Raw genomic sequence first — 20950 nt, forward strand, 5'->3', positions numbered from 1 at the left:
GCGAAAGCTATAACTCACCGGCACCATCGAGCAGGGCGCGGAAGGCGATCAAGGGCTGGGACACCGCAGACCATGGAGGTCTGCCTCGGCCTGCGGGAGTTGCCAGCCACAGCCCAGGCAGCGCGGCTGTCCCGCGCCGCTCTCGCCGGTTCGCTCTGCCCGGCCTCGGCGGCGCCCGTCGGCCGATGCGAAATCCTGACGCCGTCGAGGAGTAGAGAGCGGTCCTCATCCCCGGTTGCCCTTACGGGCGCGGTATAAGTGCGGCCCGGCGCGGTCGTAGCGCAGCCAGGTCCGCCGGAAGGTCAGCTCTCATGTGGTCAGCACGCGGGCGCGCAAGTGAATGCCTCGGCGTGGCGCGCGGCTCGTAGCGCCGGCCCGCTGACCAGCTCTGCCGCCGTCAGCCAGCGCGGGCCAGGACGTTCGCGCGGGCCACGGCGTACCGTTCGCGGATCGCCGGCACGGCGCCCGCCTCGTGCGTCTCAACCTGCCCGACCGTCCACGATGGCGGCCGCTGCCCGCCCGACAACACCCAGGCCGCCTGTTGTGCACCGATTGGATGAGGAATCCCAGCCCGTCGGGGGCGTTCTCCAGTCGCCAGCCCTGCCAGGGCTCATCGTGACGTTCCCACTGGGTGGATGATCTGATCCGTGATCGGCACGGTCGCGTCGATGACCAGACCGCCGGCGGCCGACACGATCACTGCTTGGCCTTTGGACCCGCTCGGTGACAGATACCACAGCTGCAGGGGCTGCCCGTGCGCGTTCCACATGTGGGGACGGCCGCCGAGGTCGTGGTGCAGGGCGGTGTCCAGGGCCAGCCCGCTGGCACGGTTGAGCAGGATCTAGGGTCCCGCTTCCCGTGACCGTGCTTTGAGCGGGGAGCGAGCCTCGGTGCGCACATCGTCGACGCCGATGGTGATGAACGGCAGACGGATCTCAACTTTCCAGCTCGCCATGCGGTGTCCGGCTGGCGCCGCGGAACACCAGGTGGTTGGAGCCGGCGTAGTTGAAGAGCATGCCGGCGGCCACCCCCGCTGCCGCGGCGGTGGAGATGCCGGTTGTGCGGTAGGTCAGGGTGAAGATTGCGGTGTTCGCGCAGAGGGCAGTCAGGGCGGTCGCGTTGTAGGCGAGTAGCCGGGTCAGTATCCGGCGGGGGGATCCGCTGGGGCGGTCCTTCCAGGTCAGGAGTGAGCTGAGGGTGAAGTTGAGCTGGGCTGAGATCGCGATGCCCACCGCGTTGGCGATGGGGGCGCGTACGCCCAGCACCATCAGGCTGGTGAGCAGGAGGTACTGGACGGCGAAGCAGGTGCTGCCGACGCCGGCGAAGGTGGCCTTGCGGCGGTGCCGGCGAAGTAGGGCCGTCGCGGCGGCGGAGATGGTGGCGAGACGGCTGTGCCGGAGGGCACCGGGATTCCGCCCGTCGTCCTGGTCCGGTGGCTGGTCGGGGGGTTCGCTCGCGGTCCGGTAGGTCAGCTGTCGCATGCGATCCCATTCCGGTCGGGGTCCAGCCGATGTCGGTCGCGCGGGTTGTTGACGGTGATCCCAGCGAGTTTGTGTGCTCGGATCCAGTCGCAGCGGGTCTCGCCTTTGGCCAGTTTGGGGAAGTCCCAGGGCACGCACTGCCCGGCCGTGCCGTAGGCGTGGTCGCAGCCGTCGATGCTCGCCGGGATGTCGAGTTTCTTCGGCCGGGCGGCGAGGCGCGGCCGGGGTGACCGCAGCTTCTTCGCGAACGGGAGCACGTGCGGGCCGGGAGTGGCACGGACGACAGGTGCCGGGCGCGCGTCGGGGGCGCCGGAGGCCTGGGCGGCGAAGAGCACGGCGGACGGCACCGCGATCGCGGCGGCCGTCAGGGCCACCGCGAGCCTGGTCACACGGGTTCTCATCAGGCGCCTCCCACGTGTACCCAGCTGGCCGCCGAGGGCACCCCGGCCGCGTCGACCACGGTGAGCATGTACCAGCCGGGAGGTGCGATGTTCGGGTTCGTCGTCAGGTTCAGGTCGATCACGTTGTCGGGGAACACCGTCAGGGGCAGGTCGACGTACCGCTGGTTGGGGTCGGAGGAGTGGGTGACGGCGGCCGGGCGGATCAGCGACGCCTTGACGATGGGGCCGTCGGTGACGATGCGCTGCGCCGTGCCGTACGTCCAGTGGGTGTTGGGGATGGACACGATGACGGGACGGGGGCCGCGGAACAGGTACGGCGGTGAGTACATCGAGATGCGCAGGTCGAAGCTGCCGTCGCCGGGGTTGTTGCCGAAGGTCATCACCCGGCCGTCGGGCAGCAGCACGGCCGAGGAGTGGTAGGTGCGGGGCACCGGGTCGGTCGCCATGCCGGGGGTGAAGGAGTTGGTCGCGGGGTCGTACATGGAGGCTCCGAAGACCGGGGTCTCGCGGTAGGTGTGCAGGGCGCCGCCCGTCTCGAAGACCTTCCCGTCCGGGAGGATCACCGTGGACAGGTAGACCTTGCCCTCCGCGCCGGTCTGCGGGGTGCCGTCGGCGTAGTGGCCGTGCGGCAGGTCGGGGCCTGGCACGTACGCCGGCGTGGGCTGTTTGAGGTCGATCAGGTCGGTCAGCCGGTGCGCGCTGGGGCTGATGGTGTGGTTGCCGCCTCCCACGGTGAGCACCTTCTGGTCCTGCGCCGGCGGCAGCAGCACGCTCATCGACTGGTCACGTTCGTCCTTTCTGCGCAGCCCCGGCACGTCGGTGATGGTGCCCGCGTCGTAGTCGTAGACGGACGCGCCGGTGCCGGGCAGGCCGACCCCGAAGACGTGCGAGCCGGTGTAGAACAGCCGCCCGTCCTGGAGCAGGATCATCGCCGGGTACAGGCCCCAGAAGCTCCACGCCTGCTTGGCCTGGCCCATCGGCAGCCACTGTCCCTGCGCGGCGGAGAAATGCTCGTTGACCACGGTGCCGGAGGAGTCCTCGGCCAGCCCGCCCAGCGAGATGACGTCGCCGTTGCCCATGATCGTGGCGGACGGGTACCAGTGCCCGGCGAGCATGTCGTTGGTACGGGTGTAGGAGTTGGTGGCCGGATCGAAGATGTAGGAGACCTTCAGGCCCTTGTATCCGACGGTGCCGTCCGGGGCGGCGTAGTCCTTGTTTCCGCCCATCACCAGCACCCGGCCGTCGGCGAGCTGGACGTGGCCCGCGCAGAAGAAGTCGGCCGGCGTGGGCACGTCGGTGAAGGTCCCGGTCACGGGGTCATAGATGCTGGTCTTGAAGTCGCCGGCCTGGAACAGGTCGGTGTCGTTGCCCGATCCGGCGATGAGCAGGACCTTGCCGGTGCGCAGCAGCACCGCGTGCATGGCCCGCGCGGGCGACTGTTCGGGGCGTATCTGCCACTGGCCGACGCATTCCGGGCCGATGCCGGTGCACGGCGGGTCGGGGACGAGGGCGGCGGCGTCCACCATGGCGTAGTCGTCGGTGACCAGGGTTCCGACGCCGTAGTTGGTCACTCCCCAGGTGAGCCGGTCGGTTCCGGGCGGCACCGGCGGGGTGCGTACCAGGGCGCGCTGGAACGTTCCGGTGACCGGCAGGGCGGCCAGGTCGGTCCACCACTGCCAGCCGGCCGTCGTGTCGTGCCGGAACACCGTGATCACGGTGTTGGGCTGAGAGGTCGTGTACCAGACCGACAGGTCGTACTGGTGTCCCTCGGTCACCGGCGGCGCGCAGTCCGGGTTCTCCGTCATCATCGCCTTGCGGTCGCCGCCGGCCAGCCGGGTGATGGTGAGGTCCAGCGCCCGGGAGCCGCCGTGTGCCGTCCCGGTCACCGTGAAGGTGTGGTCGTTGTCGCCGTATCCGGATTTCTCCCAGCACTGCGGGAAACCGGTGGTTCCGTCCAAGATTTCCAGGCCGGGGTTCTTGAGCAGGTTCACGTCGGCGACGGCCATCGGAGTGCCGAGCGCAGCCAGGGCCAGCGCGCCCGACACTCCCAGCACCACCCGCACCCGGGCGCGCCGGGTCCTGTGTCGGTACGGCCAGGCCATCAGGCCTCACCCGGTCGAGCCAGGGTGGCGGAGCCGGTGGAGATCCGGAGCCGGGCGAGGTGCCGGAGGAACCGCACCCCCTCGCGTACCGAGGATTTGGAGTCCCCGGTGGCGCGCTCGCGGAAGCCGTACGGGACCTCGCTGATCCGCCGGATCTGGCAGCGCACGATCACCTCCAGCAGGACCTTGTAACCGACCGGCCGCAGGCGGTCGGTCCGCAGCGCGGTGCGGCGGACCGCGAAGTAGCCGCTCATCGGGTCGCTCACCCGGTACAGGCGGCGGAACAGGACCTTGGCCGCCAGGGTGGACAGCCGGGAGGCCAGCACCCGGTGCCGCCCGGCGAGCCCGCCGTGGTCGCCGCCGGGGATGTAGCGCGAGGCCACGACCAGGTGCGCGCCGGTCCGCTCGCCCTCGGCGATCAGCGTGGGGATCACCGACGGCGGGTGCTGCAGGTCGCCGTCCATCACCACCACCCAGGAGCCGCGGGCCACCCGCAGGCCGTCGGCGACCGCGCCGGCCAGCCCGCCGGTGGCCGCGGCGCGGTGGATCAGCGACACGCTGCCGCGCCGGCCGGCGGACTGCCGGCTGATCACCTCAGGGGTGTCGTCGGTGCTGTCGTCGACGAAGATGATCTCCACCGCGGTCCGCGCGTCGATGGTGTCGTCGATCTCGGCGAGCAACGGCGCGATGTTGCCGGACTCGTTGAACGTGGGTATCACGATGGAGAGGGACGGGGTCACGATGCCTCCCGTTCGGGGCGTGTGGTCGTCGTCACTTCGCGGACCTCGATCCGGCCGCCGCCGGTGCCGAAGGTCGCCACCACCCGCGAGTGCGCGAGCGCGCCCGCGAGCGTGGGGAGCTGCGCGGCCTCACCGCGCACCGCCGGGGTGGAGACCACGTAGTCGACGTCGCGCCAGCCGTTCGGCAGGGTGCTCTGCACGGCGGGGTCGAGGTCGATCTTGTAGTGCCAGATCGCCCCGAGGCCGGGCGCGTGCCCGGCGCGGACCAGGTCCACCCAGAGCACGCCGTCCACGATGGTGCGCTGTCCCGGCCGGACCGGCATCTCCTCCCGGAGCCATCGGGACGCGGCCGTGTATCCGTCGTTGGTGGACTCGGTGAGCATCCGCGCGTCGGTGACCGGCCAGCCGGTGAGCGCGATCGCGCCGGTGACGATCAGGACGGTGGTGACCAGCGCGCTGCCGAACCCGCGTTCGGCCCGGATGACGATGGCGGCCGCGACCCCGGCCACCGACAGCGCCAGGAACGGCACCAGCTGGACGATGTACATCTTCGGCAGGTATCCGCCCGGCCGCAGCGCCACCACCACCAGCAGCAGCACGGCGAGCGCGGGGGCGCGCGCGGGACGCACCGCCAGGCCGGCGACGGCCGCGGCGAGTCCGCCGATGAGCAGGACCGGATCGTTGGCCAGCCAGCTCATCAGCAGCTCATGCGCCTCCGTGCCGGGGACGAACACGCTGCCGGTGCCGGCCCGGTCGTGCAGCTGGAAGGCGAGCGTCCCCAGCAGCGACACGTGGTCCTCGCCGGGGAACAATTCGCCCTTCAGCGCCGCGTAGAGCGGGTACAGCGACGCGGTGAAGATCATGCCGGAGAGGAAACCGGCCAGCGAGAAGCGCCGGGTGCTCGGGTGGCTGCCCTGCCACAGCGCCACGATCACCGCGGGGACGGCGATCGCGATGGTCTCCTTGGAGAGCACCGCGAAGCTGGTGGCCACCCCCGCCGCCACGTGCTGCCACAGGTGCGTACGCGGCGACAGGGCCAGCGCGAACGCGGCCAGCAGCCACATGACCGCGAAATTGTCCAGATACACCTGGTGCTGCATGCTCAGCGCCAGCGGAGACAGCCCGGCGATCGCCATCGCCAGCAGCGCGGTCCAGCGGGTGCCTTGCAGCCTGCGCGCCACCGTGTACACCAGCAGCAGGGTGATCGCGAGCACCACGAGCATGGCGATCCGGCCGTGGACCAGCGCCGGCAGGCCGGGCAGCAGCCACTGGCCCGGCCAGGACAGCACGGCGAGCTGGATCCAGCCCAGCGGCGGATGGTCGTACCAGTAGGTGTAGTGCGCGAGCTGGCCGTGCTGTACGGCCCACGCCTGGGAGATGTACGCGCCCTCGTCGTCGTTGGGGAAGGGCTGGTCGGCCAGGTTCCAGGCGTGTGCCGCGATCAGGATCACCAGCAGCACGGCGACCGGCAGGAACCGGCGGCGGCGCGGCGGGCGGGCCGGGGCGCCGACCGGCGGGGTGGCGGGCGCCAGCAGGACGGCGGTCATGTCTCCTCCCGGAGCCGCAGGTGGGCGCCGGCATGATAGGTGAGCTCCCAGTCGCCCCTGCCGGTGGACTCCCGCCAGACCGAGCGCAGCGCCGCCACCGCCAGGATCGCCTGGTAGAGCGGCAGTCCCGCGATCAGCTTGGCGTAGTGCCCGGCCCGGACCCGCACGCCGTACTGCCTGCCGAAGTCGTGCAGTCCGGCCAGCTCGAAGGCGAGCATGGTCAGGGTCGGCAGCAACGGCAGGAAGGTGATCAGCGCCACCCCGTCGGGCACGTCCAGCAGGAACCCGGCCAGGATGCCCACCGGGATGACGGCGCCGGTGAACGCCTGAATGAACGGTGAGGTGAGGGTGAACCTGGCCAGCAGCCGCTGGCGCAGCGTGGGCAGCGCCTTCCACTCGCCCTTGCGCAGCACCTGCAGGAACCCCTGGTTCCACCGGGTGCGCTGCTTGACCAGCGCCTTGATCGAGCCGGGTGTCTCCTCCCTGGTGACCAGCACCGCGTCGTAGGCCACCGCGAACTTCTTGCCCCGGGTGGAGAGCCGGACGCCGAGATCGCAGTCCTCGGCGAGGCAGTCCTGGTCCCACCCGCCGTTCTCGCGCAGCACCTCGGTACGGACGAACACGGTGTTGCCGCCCAGCGGGATGAAGCCCATCCGGGCGTGCAGATGCAGCCGGCTGCGGAACCAGAAGAAGTACTCCATGCAGTTGCGCAGGCTGTACCAGCTGGAGTGGAAATTGATCAGCTGCACGCCGCCCTGCAGCACGTCGGCGCGGGTTTCGCGGAACTCGTGGTCGACGTGTTCGAGGAGCAGCGGATGGACCTCGTCCTCGGCGTCGAAGACCCCGACGATCTCCCCGGTGCAGTACGGCAGCGCGGTGTTGAGCGCCTTGGGCTTGTTCTTGCGGGGGTTGACGTCGGTGATCACACGGACCTGGTCCGGGTGGTCACGGGCGAGGTCCGCGGCGATCGCGGCGGTGCCGGGATCGTCGTGGCCGACGATGACGAGGATCTCGAAATCCCGGTGGGTGGACTGGAGCAGGCCGGTGACGGTGGCGGCGAGGACGTTCTCCTCCATGCGGGCCGGAACCAGCAGGGAGAAGGACATTCGCTGCTCGCCGTCGGGAGCGGAGAAACGGGTCGCGTTCAGCGTTTCGGGGGTGCGCCACGCGTGCAGCATCCACCACATCGTCAAGGCTGCGGAGGCGGTCAGAATGACGGAAATGAAGATCGCCATAAAGGAGATCATCATGGTCGGAAGTTATGTCGCATGGATGTCCTTAAGGCGGGCGATCTTCAGTTTGGTACGTGCCAATCGTCAGGAGCGCTCATAACAGAACGGAATCTCCAGGGTAATGGGGACGTAAACAAGGGAACCGTCCGTCGAGAAAATACGCAGTGACATATGTGTCGCGGCAATTACATATTTGTTATGCCGGTCCAGAATGCGGAAACAAGCGCGATCTGGGGCCTCGGCTGTATGCGGGCACGTCAGCGCACACCAATGCGCTCACCGCCAACCAGTCACTTGAGCCACTTCTGACAACCCCGAGCGCCTTCATTGACAGGCCGTGGATCCCGTCGTATTTTCTTAGGAAGGTTTCCTAACAAAAATGCAACGTCTGGGTCGAAACGCGGGGCTGACGCGGCCTATCCGGCGCGTCCCGGCGAGTTGCCGTGGATGCGCCCGTATTCGATCTTCATTCGGTGGCCGGCTGATAGACTCATAGCGCGAATGGCGACAATTGAGTTCGCGCTTCGACATCCTGGCCATTAATTGCGCGTCCCTTTACGCCGCCATCGGACTTCGCGGGGAGGAACGCACATGCATACGCATCACCATTACGAGATCGTGGACGGGCAGCAGCTGTTCTACCGGGAGGCGGGCTCGCCCGGCGCGCCGGTGGTCGTGCTGCTGCACGGCTTTCCGACCAGCTCGTTCATGTTCCGCGACCTCATCCCCCAGCTCGCGGACCGGTACCGGGTGATCGCTCCGGACTATCTGGGATTCGGATTCTCCGACGCGCCCCCGGCCGGTGAGTTCGACTACAGCTTCGACGTTCTGGCCCAGCTGACCGCCGGTCTCCTCGACCAGCTCGGCGTCACCGAATTCGCCATGTACGTCCAGGACTACGGCGCGCCCATCGGCTGGCGGCTCGCCCTCGCCAACCCCGACTCGGTGTGGGCGATCGTCACCCAGAACGGCAACGCCTACGAGGAGGGTTTCGTCCAGGACTTCTGGCAGCCCGTGTGGGCGTACACGCATGCCCCGACCCCGCAGACCGAGGCCGGCATCCGCGACACGTTCGACGTCGACGGCATCAGATGGCAGTACCTGCACGGCGTCCCCGACCCGAGCGTGGTCAGCCCGGACACCTGGGAGCACGACGCGCAGCTGCTGAACCGCCCCGGCAACGACCTCGTCCAGTTGCAGCTGTTCCGCGACTACGAGAGCAACGTGGTGATGTATCCGGCCGTACACGAATATTTCCGGACCACGCAGGTGCCGCTGCTGGCGGTCTGGGGCCGTAACGACGGCATCTTCGGCCCGCCCGGCGCCAACGCGTTCCGCGCAGATCTGCCCAACGCCCGGATCGAACTGCTGGACGGCGGGCATTTCCTGCTTGAGAGCGAGGTCGACCAGGTCGCCTCCCTCATGCGCGACTTCCTCGCCCCGCTACGCCCCACCATGGCGCGGTCTGCCGCTTGATCCCCCGCTGCTGGCACGGTGTTTGCCCAGGTGAGCCCTTCACTTGTGGGCGGAGTGCAAGACTGGAGAAGGTCTTCCGACAACGGAACGCACGACCGGAGGAGGTGCCTCATGCACGCCGAGATCGGAGACGAACTGGTCGTCGAAGGGACGTACCACGGAGAACCACGGAGGGTCGGCGTCATCATCGCGGTCCGCCACCAGGACGGCACGCCGCCGTACCTGGTGAAATGGGCCGACTCCGCGCACGAGACGCTGGTCTTCCCCGGCCCTGACGCGCACATCTCCAGGAGCCGCATCTCCGGATGATGACGGAGTCAGCTCCACTCCTACAACCGAAGCCAAGTCGCTGTCATACCTCGATTTCCGGTACGCAACGGGCATCCCGGGCAGTGACGGAGCGATATGATCTCACCTGATTTCGGGCGGCGAGTGCGCCGATGCCGCCTGCCGGCGGAGACCGACGAGGTAGGAGATCCTCCGTGGCTGACGAGAACCCGGTGAAGATCGACAGCACGGTGCCGCATTCGGCCCGTGTCTGGAACTACATGCTGGGCGGCAAGGACAACTATCCGGTCGACCGGGCGGCCGGCGACCGGGTCCGCGAGGTGTTCCCCGGCATGGTGGACATCGCCCGCCAGTCGCGGTACATGCTGACGCGGGTCGTCCGGTATCTGACCGAGGACGCGGGCATCCGCCAGTTCCTGGACATCGGGACCGGGCTGCCGACCGTCGACAACACCCACGAGGTCGCCCAGCGGGCCGCGCCCGAGTCCCGGATCGTGTACGTCGACAACGACCCGCTGGTGCTGGTGCACGCCGAGGCGCTGCTCACCAGCGCGCCGGAGGGCGCCACCGACTACATCCAGGCGGACGTGCGCGACCCGGAGTACATCCTGGAGCAGGCGGCCAAGACGCTCGACTTCGGCAAGCCGGCCGCGCTCATGCTGATGGGGATCATGGGGCTGGTCGCCGACTACGAGGAGACCCGGTCGATCGTGGCGCGGCTGCTCGCGGAGCTTCCCCCGGGCAGTTACCTGGCGCTGTACGACGGCACCGACACCGATCCGGCCTATGTCCAGGCCCTGCGCGGGTACAACGGCAACGGCGCGGTGCCGTACACGCCGCGGAACCCCGAACTGATCGTGCGGCTCTTCGATGGCCTGGAGCTGCTGGAGCCGGGGGTCGTCTCGGTGGCGCGGTGGCGGCCGGACCCGAACCCGTGGGGCACGCCGCCGGAGGTGGCCTGCTGGGGCGGGCTGGCCCGCAAGTCCTGAGATACCGCGCCATATTTGACGCACCCCGCACTTGTTTGACATCTTACAATTCATGCCCAATAGTCCGTATTCTGCGGTTCCGGGACAGCGGTTGCCTCTCTCCGAAGAGGTGCGCGGACTGCTCATGGCGCAGATAACCGAAGGCACGCTGAAGCCAGGCCAGCGCCTCCCGTCCGAACCGGCGCTGGCCAAGCAGTACGGCATCAGCCGCCCCACGCTGCGCGAGATCCTCAGCGGCCTGGAAGCCGACGGCCTGGTCCGGCGGGTCCACGGAGTCGGCACCTTCGTCACCCAGAAACAGCCCCGCGTCGAAACCTCCCTCGACCTGGACATCGGCGTCACCGAAGCCGTCATCGCCGCGAAGAAGACCCTCGGCGTCGAAGTGCTCAGCGCCCGCCGCAAGAACGCCGAGACCTGGATCACCGACCAGCTGGCCCTGAACCCGGGCGATCAGGTCTTCTCGGTCGAAAGAATCATCCGCGTCGACGGCCACCCCGCCGCCCACGGACTCGACGTGATCCCGTGGCACCTCATCGAACGCAACGGCTCCCCCGCCTACGACGGCGCCTCGATCTACCGCTTCCTCGAACGGGACTGCGGTATCCACCTGCTCGGCGGCGTCGCCGAAGTCTCGGCCACCCTGGCCAACACGCGGATGGCCGCCGCGCTCGACTGCCGCCGCAACAGCCCGATCCTGCGCCTCGACCAGATCGAGAAGTCCGCGGACGGCCATCCCGTGCTGCTCTCCCAGGAGCACTACGTCCCCGGCGTGTTCAACCTCACCGTCCGCAGGGTCCGCCGCGGCAGGCCCGGCCCGTACGACGACGAACCCGCCAAATGAGGTAACCCCTCACCGCCCCCGCCGAGACGATGGCGGCGACCAGCAGGTCGGGGCGAGCGGCCAAGTGGGCCGGCATCGTAACGGGGCCCGGCCGCTCGAAAAGGCCACCAGTGAGGAATCCATGCCGTTCGCCGGGATCGGCCTGAACATGGACCTGCGCCGGATGATCGTCAGCGTCGGCTCCCGTACGGGCTCCGCCGCCGGCGAGGCCGCGACGCTGATGCTCAGCTCCGCCACGTCCTCGGCGCTGGAGGGCGAGATCTTCGAGATGGCCCAGAGTGTCACGGCCACCTCCACCGTCAACCTGATCGCCAAAGCCAACGCCGAGCGGGTTCCGCTGGGGCTCGTCAACGCGGGCAACGCGGCTCAGGCCGTATCGCGGCTGGATCTGCCGGCGGAGCATCGCGCGGCGATCGCCGCCGACGCCCAGGCCGGGCGGACCGTGGTCGCCACCGGCCGGGTGCTCACCACCGGGGACTGGACGGGCGCCGCCTGGGCGAGCATCGATCCGGCGACCGGCGCGTCCGCGTAAATCATCTCGCGCGGGCTGGCGGGCGGGAACACCACCGGCCAGCCGGACGCGACGAGCCTGATCAACAATCTGATCACCAACAGCATGAGCGCGGCCGGCAAACTGCGCATCCCGCCGGAGTTGGCCGCCCGGGCCGGCATCGTGAGCAACCGGCTGACCGGCCTCGGCGCGATCTCCACCGCCCTCACGGTCACCGGCAAGACGAAGGACCCGGTGCGCGGGCTGGCCGCCGGAGCCGTCTCGTTCGGCATCGGCTACTACGCGGGCGTCGGGGTCGCCGCGCTCACCGGATTGATCATCGCGGCGAACGTGCCGGCCATTCTGACCGCGGTCGCCGTGGTGGGTGTGGTGGTGGGCGTCGCGCTCGCGGCCGACGCGCTGTCCTCGGCCATCGTCCGCCAGATCGAATCCTGAAACAGGGGCGTGCCCGCCTCTCCGGAGCTGGGCACGCCGGTCAGGCCGAGGGGAGGTAGGCGGCGCGGCCCAGTTCTCGGCGGAGTTTGACGCCCGCGTCGATCAGGTAGGCGATGACGATCAGCACGATGAAGGCCTTCGCGGTCTGGTCTGCCGGTTCCGCCGCGAAGATGCCGCCCCCGAGGAGCCAGGTGAGGAAGGCGCAGCCGGCGAAGGTGAGGCCGATGTCGATGCGACGGGTCAGCGGCTGCCAGCGTCCGCGCACGATCAGCACCGCGTAGAGCGCGAGTTGCAGGCTCAGCAGGGCCACCAGCCAGGGTGCGCGGGAGCTGGTGAAGTCCTCGTCGAGGGCCAGCGCCCGGTAGGCGCTGGCGGCCGCGCGGCCGTTCCAGAAGAAGTCGAGGATGGCGCCGGGGTTGAACAGCAGGAGCAGGCCGCAGATCGCGGCGGCGATCACGGCGAGGTAGCCGAACCGGTTGACGTGGTCGCGGTCCCGCCGGCGGCGGGGTTCCCACGCGGCGCGCTCCGGCCGGCTCCGGCGGAACCAGGCGGCCGCGGCGAAACCGGCCACGAGCGCTCCCGGCCACCACAGCGCCCCCAGCCCGTAGCTGGTGGCTGGGGGCGCTCCCGGCCACCACAGCGCCCCCAGCCCGTAGCTGGTCCACCAGGTCCCGAGGACGGTGAGCGGGTCGGTGGCCAAGGGCCGTCGCAGGATGTCCACCAGGCCGAGCAGCCAGATGACCGCCAGGCCGATCAGGGTTAGACGGAGGAACCTGCGGGAGTCCGCGGGGTCGATGACGTTGAGGCCCGGGTGGTACCGCGCGGCGGCCTCGGCCGGCCGGCCGAAGGCGAGGACCAGTTCGCGGGCCATCGCCTCGTCGGCGGGGCGGCCCGATTCTGCGGCTTTGGCGGCGAGTTCTTCCGTCAGGAGGGCGCGCAGTTCGAATGCGACGTCGCGCCGCTGGCCGCGCGGGAGCAGGCGGGCGACGTCGTCGACATAGTTCTGGATGAGATCGTCAGGGTTCATGGCGCTCTCCGCCTTTCAGGAGAAGATCCATGGTGTTGTTGAGTCCTTGCCATGCGCTCGTCAGCCGTCCGTACAGCTCGTGGCCGGCGGTGCTGAGCACGTAGTAGCGGCGTGGCGGGCCGCCGTCGGTGCGCCATTCGCTGGTCAGCACGCCCTGGGATTCCAGCCGCCGGAGCAGGGGGTAGAGCGTGCCCTCCTCGATCGGCATGCCGTTCTCGGACAGCGACTGGCGTAGCTCGTAGCCGTATCGAGCGGTGTGCAGCTGGGACAGCGCGGCGAGGACGACGACGCCGCGCCGCAGCTCCAGTTCGAGCTTGTCGTACGCGTCACCGGTCACCATGCGGCACACAGTACTATGCGCCACACAGCTCGTCAAACCCTTTGACACGATAAGTGGAACTAATCCTCCACTTATGCTGATATTCTCCGTACGATCCGGACTTTTCGCTGGAAGGAACCCCCCATATGCGCGCCTTCTCTCTCTCCGCCTTCGATACTCCCCCCGGCTTGGTCGACCTGCCGACCCCCGAGCCCGGGCCCGGCGAGGTCCTGGTCCGCGTCCAGGCGTCGTCGATCAACGGCTTCGATCTGGCCGTGGTGGGCGGCTGGCTGCGCGGCGTCATGGAGCACCTGTTCCCGGTCGTGCTGGGCAAGGACTACGCCGGCACCGTCGAGGCGGTCGGCGAGGGCAGCGCGCGGTTCGCGGTCGGGGACGCGGTGTTCGGGGTGGTGTTGCAGCCGTTCGTCAAGGACGGCGGCCTGGGCGACTACCTGGTGGTCGGCGAGGCCCACTCCATCGCGCCGGTACCGGCGGGGCTCCCGGTCGCCTCGGCCGGCGTGCTCGGCCTGGCCGGGTCGGCCGCGCTCGACTCGCTGGCGGCGGCCAAGCCCGAGCCGGGAACGTTCCTGCTGATCTCCGGCGCGACCGGCGGGGTGGGCGCGATCGCGACCCAGTACGCCGCGGCGGCCGGCGTCCACGTGATCGCCACCGCGCGTGCGGGCGCGGAGGCCGACTTCGTCCGTACCCAGGGCGCGGAGCACGTCGTCGACCACACCGGGGACCTGGCCGCCCAGGTGCGCGCCATCGCCCCCGACGGCGTTCCGGCGATCCTGCACCTGGCCGGCGACGCCGGCACACTGACCGGCCTGCTGACCGAGGACGGCAGGATCGCCTCCACCCTCGGCTGGGCCCTCGACGCCCATCCGGCAATGATCTCGATCGCGGCCGAGGCCACCCAGGACAACCTGCGCCGCCTCTCCGAGGACGCCGCCGCGGGCCGCCTCACCGTGCCGATCTCCCACAGCCACCCCCTGACCGACGTCGGCCAGGCGCTCGCCGACTTCGCCGCCGGCACCCTCGGCAAGATCGCCATCACCTTCTGACCAAGCGCACGGCCGGGTCCTGCGGCACCGATCACGCGCCGGACCCGGCCGGGGCGAGCCCAGCGCGCACGCCTGTCATGTCCGGTGTGGTCGCTCGTTGCCGTGACACGCGATGGAACCCGCTGGAACGCCCTACTGATACACCCCGATATCAAACGGGTCGGCTCCGGCGTCGAGGACACTCGACAGCCAAACAGGCAGGAGGGACGCGTGGTTCAAGAAGATCAAGCGGCGAGGCCGCCCTGGTTCAGGTCGCTGCCGCTGTGGTTCCGGCTCCTCGGCCTGCCCATCGCCGTGGCGATCACCTACGGCATGTACCAGGCTCGTGGTCTCCCGATGGCGATCGTGGCCGGTGCCGTATACGGGGGACTCGCCCTGGCACTGCTGTGGTGGAAGCAGACGCTGGCCTGGTCCGCCGCACACCCGCTCCTGGACAGCCTGGCGGCAGCGCCGGTCATGTTCGTCTCACTCGCGACCCTCACCGACCTGCCACTGCTCCTCTGCGGGATCGGCGCCGTGGCCGTCGCGTCAGTGCTGGTACTGGTCAACTACCGGAGGCTGCGCCGGAAAGCCTGACGCTCATGGATCAGGGAGTTCCCGCTGCGCCCGCGATCTGTTCCAGGACTCGGAGGTCGGCGGCGAATCTGCCTCCCGGCATCGGCCAGTGCACCACGATGTCGGTGATGCCGAGTGCCTCATACCGGCCGGCATAGTCGGCGAAGGCCTGCACCGAAGCCAGTGGCCGTTCGTCGGTCACCCCCGACAGCAGGAGTCGGTCAAGCTCGCCCGGATCGCGGCCGATCTCCGCGCAGGCCTCACCGAGCAGGGCCAGCTGGCGCCGTACGGCGGACTCGGCCGTTCCCGTACGGCGGTAGCGATTGCCCAAGGTCACCCACGTCTGCGCATGGCGGGCGGCCACCCGCATCCCCAACGGTCCGCCGGCGGCGATCGCGAACGGCGGGCGCGGGCCACCCACCCGCGTCCGCGTCGTCGACCAGGTGTGACCCCGCCGGCTGACCGGCTGGTCGGCGAAAGCCACGCCGAGCAGTTCGACCCACTCGCCGAAACGCCGGGCACGTTCGCGCGGGTCAGGCGGCTCCGCACCCAGCACACCCAGGTCGTCGACATCGCTGCCCGCGCCCAGACCCACCGTCAGCCGGCCACCGGATATGTCGTGGACAGTCTTGAGCGCGTGCGCGGCCGGGACGGGATGCCGGAAGTTGGGCGTGGTCACCAACGGCCCCAAACCGATCCTCGTGGTGACCGCGGCGGCCGCGGCCAAAATCGCGTACGCGTCGAACCACGGCCGGACCCCACGCCATTCGACATGGTCATACACCCACGCGTGGGAGAACCCCCACTCCTCCGCCCGACGCCACACCTCTGCCGCCGACGACCATGATTCGCCGGCCCAGATCAACACACCGACCCGGACACCCATCTTCTCATCCAACCCTCAAAACGCGCACAGAACACGGCCTGACATGCGTCTACATCAGAACACTAGTGCGCACCAAGTCGCGCACAGGTGATCGCCAAGTGGCCCCCTGTCTACTGAGATCCGTCAACAACGACATCTCAACAACAGGAGATCCCCCATGCGCACGCTCAAGCGCGCCGCCGCCCTCGCCGCCACCGCCGCGGTCACCATCACCACCTTCGCCGTCCTCTCGGCTCCCGCCAACGCCCAGCGCGCCGAGTGGTACCCCTGCAAGATCGACGGCAAGTGGATGTGGTGCCTGGACGTCTAAACGACCGAGCCTCCGGCGCGACCGTGCAACCCCACTCGAACCGATTGCCCGGCCAGCGACAGACACCAGCCCCGTCCCACCTCAGGTGGGGCGGGGCTCGTCATGTCTACTCGGCCGCGACCAGGGAACTCGCGCGAGCGCGGGTCAGGAGCGGTCGAACAGGCGGTCGCGGGTGGCGCGGGCGAGGCCCGGGTCGTCGGCGAAGACGCCGTCGACGCCGAGTTCGAAGAGGCGCTCCACCCAGCCCATGACGTCGCCGGTCGCCCGCGGGTAGGCCGGGCTCGCCGGGTTGCCCATGCGGTAGTCCAGCGGCAGCTGGGAGTTCTCGTCGCGGATGGTGAACGGGTGCACCTTCAGGTCGCGGCGGTGCGCGTCACGGATGAGGGAGGTCGGCTGGCCGAGCTTGCCGGTCGCGTCCACGGGGATGATCCGGGTCGTGGCCGGGCCGATGCCGTCGGCGTACTTGGCGATGTCGCGCAGGCCGTCGGGGGTGATCAGGTTGTCGTAGGTGCGCGGGTCGCCGGCGGCGACCAGGTCGTACGGCGCGCCGGAACCGTTGATCAGCTGGATGATCGGCAGCTTCGTCTTGGTGCGGAGCTCCTTCAGGTTGGTGGTCTCGAACGACTGCAGGAAGACCGGGGAGCGGCGGTCCCGCCAGCCGTGCCGGTTGAGCACCTCCAGCAGCGGCTCCTCCAGGGACAGGCCGATCGAGTCGAAGTACGTCGGGTGCTTGGTCTCGGGGTAGACGCCCATGCCGTACCGCTTGGCCAGCTGGATGACCTCGTCGAAGGTCGGGATGAGGGCGAGACCGTTGTAGGCGGTGTTGTCCGGCCGCAGGTCGGGGATGCGCTCCTCGGCCCGGAGGGTGCGCAGTTCGGCCAGGGTGAAGTCCTCGGTGAACCAGCCGGTGATCGGCAGGCCGTCGATGGTCTTGGTGACCCGGCGGGCGGCGAACTCGGGGTGGCTCTCCACGTCGGTGGTGCCCGAGATCTCGTTCTCGTGCCGGGCGACCAGGATGTGGTCCTTGGTGGAGACCAGGTCCGGCTCAATGAAGTCCGCGCCCATCTTGGCGGCGGCCTCGTACGACAGGAGGGTGTGCTCGGGCCGGAAGGCGGGAGCGCCGCGATGCCCGATGATGAGCGGCGCGTCGCCGTCATGCCGCTCGCCGCCGAACCGGTCCGCGGTCGCGTTGCCCGGCACCAGGACCGTCACCAGCGCCCCTCCGGCGAGAACGGCCAGCGCACCGGCCACCAACTTGCTTTTCGTCATGGCGAATCCCTTTCTGTAGAACTCGCGGGCACGCTAGCGAGGCCACCTGTCCCAGGAATGTCGCGGCAGTTAACGATCAGTGGGTATGCGGAGTCAGAACCACGGGGCCGCCGATTTGTCCCAAAGATCCCTCGCAAACCATAATGTCGGCTCGAACTGCCGAGAGAAGAGGCCATGAGCGCATCCCTGGCTGCCCTGGACCACCCGTTTCCGCTGATCCGGGGCGGGGGCATCTTTCTCATCTGCGTGGGACTCGGTTTCTTCCTCGGGCTTTTCTTCCCGCGCAAATGGATCCCGCTGGCGGCCGGTGGGTTCATCGTCGGATTCACCGGCTCGGGGCTGAGCGCGCTGCTGCCCTCGCTGGGCACGCCGTCGCTGCTGAGCATCGGCGCGCTGGTGGCCGCCGTCGTGTTCGAGGTGGCGGTGATCGTCTATCTGGTACGGCGGCTCGGCGACGGTGACGAGCGGCGGCTGACCCTGAGCATCATGCTCGTCGTGGGCCTGCACTTCGCGATCATGGGCCCGGCCCACGGCCCGCTGATCGCCGCGCTGGGCGTACTGACGGCGGTCAACGCCGCGATCGGGCTCTGGGCCGCGCCCAAGGCGCCGATCACGCCTTTCTTCCTGGTGGACAGCGTTATGAAGATCGCGTTCGGGGTGTGGATGCTGGCGTTCTACCCCGCGTACACGTTCTTCTGATCACAGCAACCCCTATGATCTTCCATTTGATCGCCAATCGGGGGTTCTGACGTGCTGCGTCACCATTTGGGGTCGATTGTCGTATGGCTCTACCTGGCGCTCACAGCCGCCGCCGCCGTGTTCGGGGCCGTCACCGGTGACTTCGGCTACGTCTGGCTGATCGTCACGGAACCGCCCTCGGGTGAGACCGACATGAGCCTGCCCGAGCCGACCTTCCCGGAGTTCGGGGCGCTCGCCGTGATCCTGGCGTTCAACGCCGTGCTGCTGCGGCTGATCTTCACGCTTCCCCCGCGCGGCGAACCGGCCGACCGGCGGGTGGTCTGGCTGCGGCGGCTGCTCTACCTGGCCGTCGCCGACAGCCTGATCCTCTGGCTGCCGGCCGGGCTGCTCCCCGGCGCTCTCACCGCGACGCTGACCCTCGCCGTGTGGGGCCCGATGCAGGTGCTGTTCGCCCAGGTCGTCTTCAGGCCCGGCCAGGTCCGGAGGGTCGTCGTCGCGTTCGCCTGGATCAACGGGGTGGGCCTGGCGCTCACGGCCATCGACGAGATCTCCGGCGAACGGATGTTTCAGGACCTGGAGCTGATCGGCCTGACCGCGCTGGCCTGGCAGGTGACGATCCTCATCGGGCAGGGCCGCGACGCCCGCTGGAGCAGGATGACCGTCACCATCGGCTGGCTCTTCCTCGCGGTGACGATCGCCGCCCCGCTCCTCTTCTCCCTCAGCGCGTCCGAATCGCTGTTCTGGCCGCTGGCGGCGTTCAGCCTGCTGTTCACGGCGTGGCTCGCGTGTTCCGCCCACGAACTCACCAGCCAGGAAGACGCCGCCCACCCGGCGCCCACCCGGCCGGCCCCCGCGCTCCGCCTGGTTCCGGCGGCGATCGTGCTCGTCCCCGTCCTCGGAAATGGTCCAGCCCGAGGCCACGCCCCGGCTCACCTTCTCCGGCTGGGAGGACGCCTGCATGGCCTACCGCGAGTACGGCCACACCCGCCCGGAGGACCGGGAGAAGGCGTTCCTCTGCCGCGTCCGCGGAGCCGCGCTCGGCCGCCCGCCGATGTTCCCCGACACCCTCCCCGACGAGCAGGTCCTCGGGTACGGCAGGCTCCTGTGCGCGACCTCCGACCAGGAGCGGCGGCGATCGCTGCTGAGGCGGGCCGGGAGCGACCGCAGCGGCTGGGGCGCCGCCGCGGACGACCTGATCTTCCTGTGCCCGGAGAAGATCGTCGCGGAGCGGCCCGGCCTGCTGCATTCGGGCATCGCCGGACGCGCCGCCGAGAACGAGTTCGCGGCCGAGGAGAACGCCCGCTGCGCCGACCCCTGGCCCCGCGTGCGCGCCGTACGGCAGGGCACCGCCGCGTACTTCCTGTTCGAGGGCGGCGGGTACGGCGTCTTCGACGCCGGCGCCGAGATCGCGGAAGACATCTTCGGCGCGGCCTCGGAGGACGGAATCGTCGCCGGCAGCTCGGCGGCCGTGATGACGTACGGCGAGAACGAGGCGATGTGCCTGACCGTGAAGGCGTTCGGCTCGGCTCCGCCGCCGCGCCTCCGGGGCTGGGACGAGGTGGCCGAGGTCGGCATCATCAGCCGCAGCGGGCAGCTGGGCGTGCCCCGGATGGAGGACGGCGCGGAGGAGGGAGCGGGGGGGCGGCGCTCCCCAACCTGGCGGTGAACGGCCCTGGCCGCTACCGGCTCCGGGTCTACGCCCGGGTGACCGACGAATACGAGCAACACCTGATAGTGGCCTATCCCGGCCGTTCCACCAAGAAGGTCGTCTACCGGGCCCAGTGATTACCCAACTACCTATTTGGGCATAAACCACGACATTAAGGACTGATATCACTAAAGAGGAATATGAATTCTCTGATCGGGTCCGTGGCCGCGTTCAGCGTGCTCGTCACATCGGCCGGCAGTCCCACGCCAGACCATGCCAAACCCACGATCATCCTGGTGCACGGCGCGTGGGCCGGCACGTCGAGCTGGGACGGCGAACTGCGTTCCCTGCGAAAATCGGGCTACCTGGCCCGCGCCATCGCGAATCCGCTCAGGAACCTCACCACCGACGCCGCGTCGATCGCCGATTTCCTGAAGACCATTCCCGGCCCCGTCGTCCTCGTCGGACACTCCTACGGAGGTTCGGTGATCACGAACGCGGCCGCGGCCGTTTCCAACGTCAAAGCTCTCGTGTACGTCGACGCCGCCGCGCCCGACGTCGGTGAGACCACCGGCCAGCTCAGCGGCTCCGACTCGGCGCTCAACCAGGAACCGAAGTCCCTCTACGACATGGTGCCCTACCCTGACGCGCCCAAGGGAGCGGACGACCTGTACCTCAAACAGGACGTCTTCCTCCGCTCGTTCGCCTCGGACCTGCCGCGGGACACCGCCCTCCAGCTGTGGGCCTCGCAGCGCTCCGCGTCGACCGGCGCGTTCATGACCCCGTCCAAGGCCGCCGCCTGGAAGAGGATCCCGTCCTGGTATTTCATCAGCACCGGCGACCGGATCATCACCCCGGGCTCGATGCGCTTCATGGCCAAACGCGCACGCTCGAAGGTGACCGAGTTCGACGGCGGCTCCCATCTGACGCTGATCTCCCACCCGGAGGCGGTGACGGCGGTGATCAAGGAGGCGGTTTCCGCCGTGAGCTAGGCGCCGGAGCCGGGCTGAACGTTTCACCTACCTGGCAGGGTTTCGCCAGGTCAGGCCGGGGGTGGGGGGCATGATCTGGTTGGCGGAGGTCGCCGGTGTGATGCTTCCCGAACCGGCCGAACCGAAGCCGGAGAATCG

Annotated in this window: 24 protein-coding genes; 13 read left to right on the top strand and 11 right to left on the bottom strand. The window is 69.3% G+C overall.

The window, feature by feature from the left end; genetic code table 11:
• Positions 1-935 precede the first annotated feature (935 nt).
• Genes Acor_RS18215 through Acor_RS18235 form a run of 6 tightly spaced genes read right to left on the bottom strand, consistent with a single transcriptional unit; the run spans position 936 to position 7506 of the window.
• Positions 936-1481, bottom strand: a complete 546-nt coding sequence (locus Acor_RS18215) for a GtrA family protein (RefSeq protein WP_155337877.1) — start codon at positions 1479-1481, stop codon at positions 936-938.
• Positions 1469-1882: a hypothetical protein gene (locus Acor_RS42810; RefSeq protein ID WP_174876163.1), complete on the bottom strand. Its 414-nt coding sequence runs from the start codon at positions 1880-1882 to the stop codon at positions 1469-1471. The genes Acor_RS18215 and Acor_RS42810 overlap by 13 nt, the downstream gene beginning before the upstream one ends.
• On the bottom strand, positions 1882-3984 hold the full coding sequence (locus Acor_RS18220; protein ID WP_174876164.1) for a galactose oxidase early set domain-containing protein: 2103 nt from the start codon (positions 3982-3984) through the stop codon (positions 1882-1884). Before Acor_RS18220 ends, Acor_RS42810 begins: the two co-directional genes overlap by 1 nt.
• Positions 3984-4724 (bottom strand): glycosyltransferase, encoded by a 741-nt coding sequence (locus Acor_RS18225; RefSeq protein WP_170316985.1) that lies wholly within the window; start codon positions 4722-4724, stop codon positions 3984-3986. The genes Acor_RS18220 and Acor_RS18225 overlap by 1 nt, the downstream gene beginning before the upstream one ends.
• Complete coding sequence (locus tag Acor_RS18230; protein WP_155337879.1) at positions 4721-6271, bottom strand: ArnT family glycosyltransferase; 1551 nt, start codon at positions 6269-6271, stop codon at positions 4721-4723. Before Acor_RS18230 ends, Acor_RS18225 begins: the two co-directional genes overlap by 4 nt.
• Positions 6268-7506: a glycosyltransferase family 2 protein gene (locus Acor_RS18235; protein ID WP_218034353.1), complete on the bottom strand. Its 1239-nt coding sequence runs from the start codon at positions 7504-7506 to the stop codon at positions 6268-6270. The genes Acor_RS18230 and Acor_RS18235 overlap by 4 nt, the downstream gene beginning before the upstream one ends.
• A gap of 588 nt (positions 7507-8094) precedes the next feature.
• On the opposite strand from Acor_RS18235, the gene Acor_RS18240 reads away from it, so the two are divergent.
• From Acor_RS18240 to Acor_RS18265, 6 genes are all read left to right on the top strand, one after another.
• A complete protein-coding gene (locus Acor_RS18240) occupies positions 8095-8979 on the top strand; it encodes an alpha/beta fold hydrolase (RefSeq protein ID WP_155337881.1) in 885 nt (294 codons plus the stop codon).
• A gap of 111 nt (positions 8980-9090) precedes the next feature.
• Entirely contained in the window at positions 9091-9288 is a 198-nt protein-coding gene (locus tag Acor_RS18245) for a DUF1918 domain-containing protein (RefSeq protein WP_155337882.1), read from the top strand.
• 173 nt (positions 9289-9461) lie between these two features.
• Complete coding sequence (locus tag Acor_RS18250; protein ID WP_246238727.1) at positions 9462-10256, top strand: SAM-dependent methyltransferase; 795 nt, start codon at positions 9462-9464, stop codon at positions 10254-10256.
• Positions 10257-10308: 52 nt separating this feature from the next.
• Positions 10309-11097 (top strand): GntR family transcriptional regulator, encoded by a 789-nt coding sequence (locus Acor_RS18255; RefSeq protein ID WP_155337884.1) that lies wholly within the window; start codon positions 10309-10311, stop codon positions 11095-11097.
• A 121-nt stretch (positions 11098-11218) separates the two neighbouring features.
• On the top strand, positions 11219-11629 hold the full coding sequence (locus Acor_RS18260) for a hypothetical protein (RefSeq protein ID WP_155337885.1): 411 nt from the start codon (positions 11219-11221) through the stop codon (positions 11627-11629).
• An 84-nt stretch (positions 11630-11713) separates the two neighbouring features.
• Entirely contained in the window at positions 11714-12043 is a 330-nt protein-coding gene (locus Acor_RS18265; protein WP_155337886.1) for a hypothetical protein, read from the top strand.
• A 40-nt stretch (positions 12044-12083) separates the two neighbouring features.
• Here the strand turns inward: Acor_RS18265 and Acor_RS18270 are convergent, their stop codons facing one another.
• Positions 12084-13070 carry a hypothetical protein gene (locus tag Acor_RS18270; RefSeq protein WP_155337887.1) on the bottom strand — a complete coding sequence of 329 codons (987 nt, stop codon included), beginning with the start codon at positions 13068-13070 and terminating at the stop codon, positions 12084-12086.
• Positions 13060-13410, bottom strand: a complete 351-nt coding sequence (locus Acor_RS18275) for a PadR family transcriptional regulator (RefSeq protein ID WP_155337888.1) — start codon at positions 13408-13410, stop codon at positions 13060-13062. Before Acor_RS18275 ends, Acor_RS18270 begins: the two co-directional genes overlap by 11 nt.
• Before the next feature lie 125 nt (positions 13411-13535).
• Here Acor_RS18275 and Acor_RS18280 point away from each other — a divergent pair, with 125 nt between their 5' ends.
• Entirely contained in the window at positions 13536-14453 is a 918-nt protein-coding gene (locus Acor_RS18280; protein WP_155337889.1) for an NADP-dependent oxidoreductase, read from the top strand.
• Positions 14454-14663: 210 nt separating this feature from the next.
• Positions 14664-15029 carry a hypothetical protein gene (locus Acor_RS18285; protein WP_155337890.1) on the top strand — a complete coding sequence of 122 codons (366 nt, stop codon included), beginning with the start codon at positions 14664-14666 and terminating at the stop codon, positions 15027-15029.
• A 10-nt stretch (positions 15030-15039) separates the two neighbouring features.
• Here Acor_RS18285 and Acor_RS18290 read toward each other — a convergent pair whose 3' ends face one another.
• Positions 15040-15894: an LLM class flavin-dependent oxidoreductase gene (locus Acor_RS18290; protein WP_155337891.1), complete on the bottom strand. Its 855-nt coding sequence runs from the start codon at positions 15892-15894 to the stop codon at positions 15040-15042.
• 157 nt (positions 15895-16051) lie between these two features.
• Here Acor_RS18290 and Acor_RS18295 point away from each other — a divergent pair, with 157 nt between their 5' ends.
• On the top strand, positions 16052-16204 hold the full coding sequence (locus Acor_RS18295; RefSeq protein ID WP_155337892.1) for a hypothetical protein: 153 nt from the start codon (positions 16052-16054) through the stop codon (positions 16202-16204).
• Positions 16205-16348: 144 nt separating this feature from the next.
• On the opposite strand, the gene Acor_RS18300 is transcribed toward Acor_RS18295, so the two are convergent.
• A complete protein-coding gene (locus Acor_RS18300) occupies positions 16349-17473 on the bottom strand; it encodes a glycerophosphodiester phosphodiesterase (RefSeq protein WP_155337893.1) in 1125 nt (374 codons plus the stop codon).
• A 174-nt stretch (positions 17474-17647) separates the two neighbouring features.
• On the opposite strand from Acor_RS18300, the gene Acor_RS18305 reads away from it, so the two are divergent.
• Positions 17648-18172: a DUF6609 family protein gene (locus Acor_RS18305; protein WP_155337894.1), complete on the top strand. Its 525-nt coding sequence runs from the start codon at positions 17648-17650 to the stop codon at positions 18170-18172.
• Positions 18173-18184: 12 nt separating this feature from the next.
• Here the strand turns inward: Acor_RS18305 and Acor_RS18310 are convergent, their stop codons facing one another.
• Positions 18185-19093, bottom strand: a complete 909-nt coding sequence (locus tag Acor_RS18310) for a hypothetical protein (protein WP_155337895.1) — start codon at positions 19091-19093, stop codon at positions 18185-18187.
• Here Acor_RS18310 and Acor_RS18315 point away from each other — a divergent pair.
• The 3 genes from Acor_RS18315 (at position 19074) to Acor_RS18320 (ending at position 20812) form a co-directional block, all read left to right on the top strand.
• Positions 19074-19838 (top strand): hypothetical protein, encoded by a 765-nt coding sequence (locus Acor_RS18315; protein WP_155337896.1) that lies wholly within the window; start codon positions 19074-19076, stop codon positions 19836-19838. The two genes, Acor_RS18310 and Acor_RS18315, sit on opposite strands and share 20 nt — an antisense overlap.
• On the top strand, positions 19835-19957 hold the full coding sequence (locus tag Acor_RS45470; RefSeq protein WP_281353238.1) for a hypothetical protein: 123 nt from the start codon (positions 19835-19837) through the stop codon (positions 19955-19957). The genes Acor_RS18315 and Acor_RS45470 overlap by 4 nt, the downstream gene beginning before the upstream one ends.
• Before the next feature lie 63 nt (positions 19958-20020).
• A complete protein-coding gene (locus Acor_RS18320; protein ID WP_155337897.1) occupies positions 20021-20812 on the top strand; it encodes an alpha/beta hydrolase in 792 nt (263 codons plus the stop codon).
• Positions 20813-20950 lie beyond the last annotated feature (138 nt).

This window comes from Acrocarpospora corrugata, from assembly GCF_009687845.1.
GTDB lineage: Bacteria > Actinomycetota > Actinomycetes > Streptosporangiales > Streptosporangiaceae > Acrocarpospora > Acrocarpospora corrugata.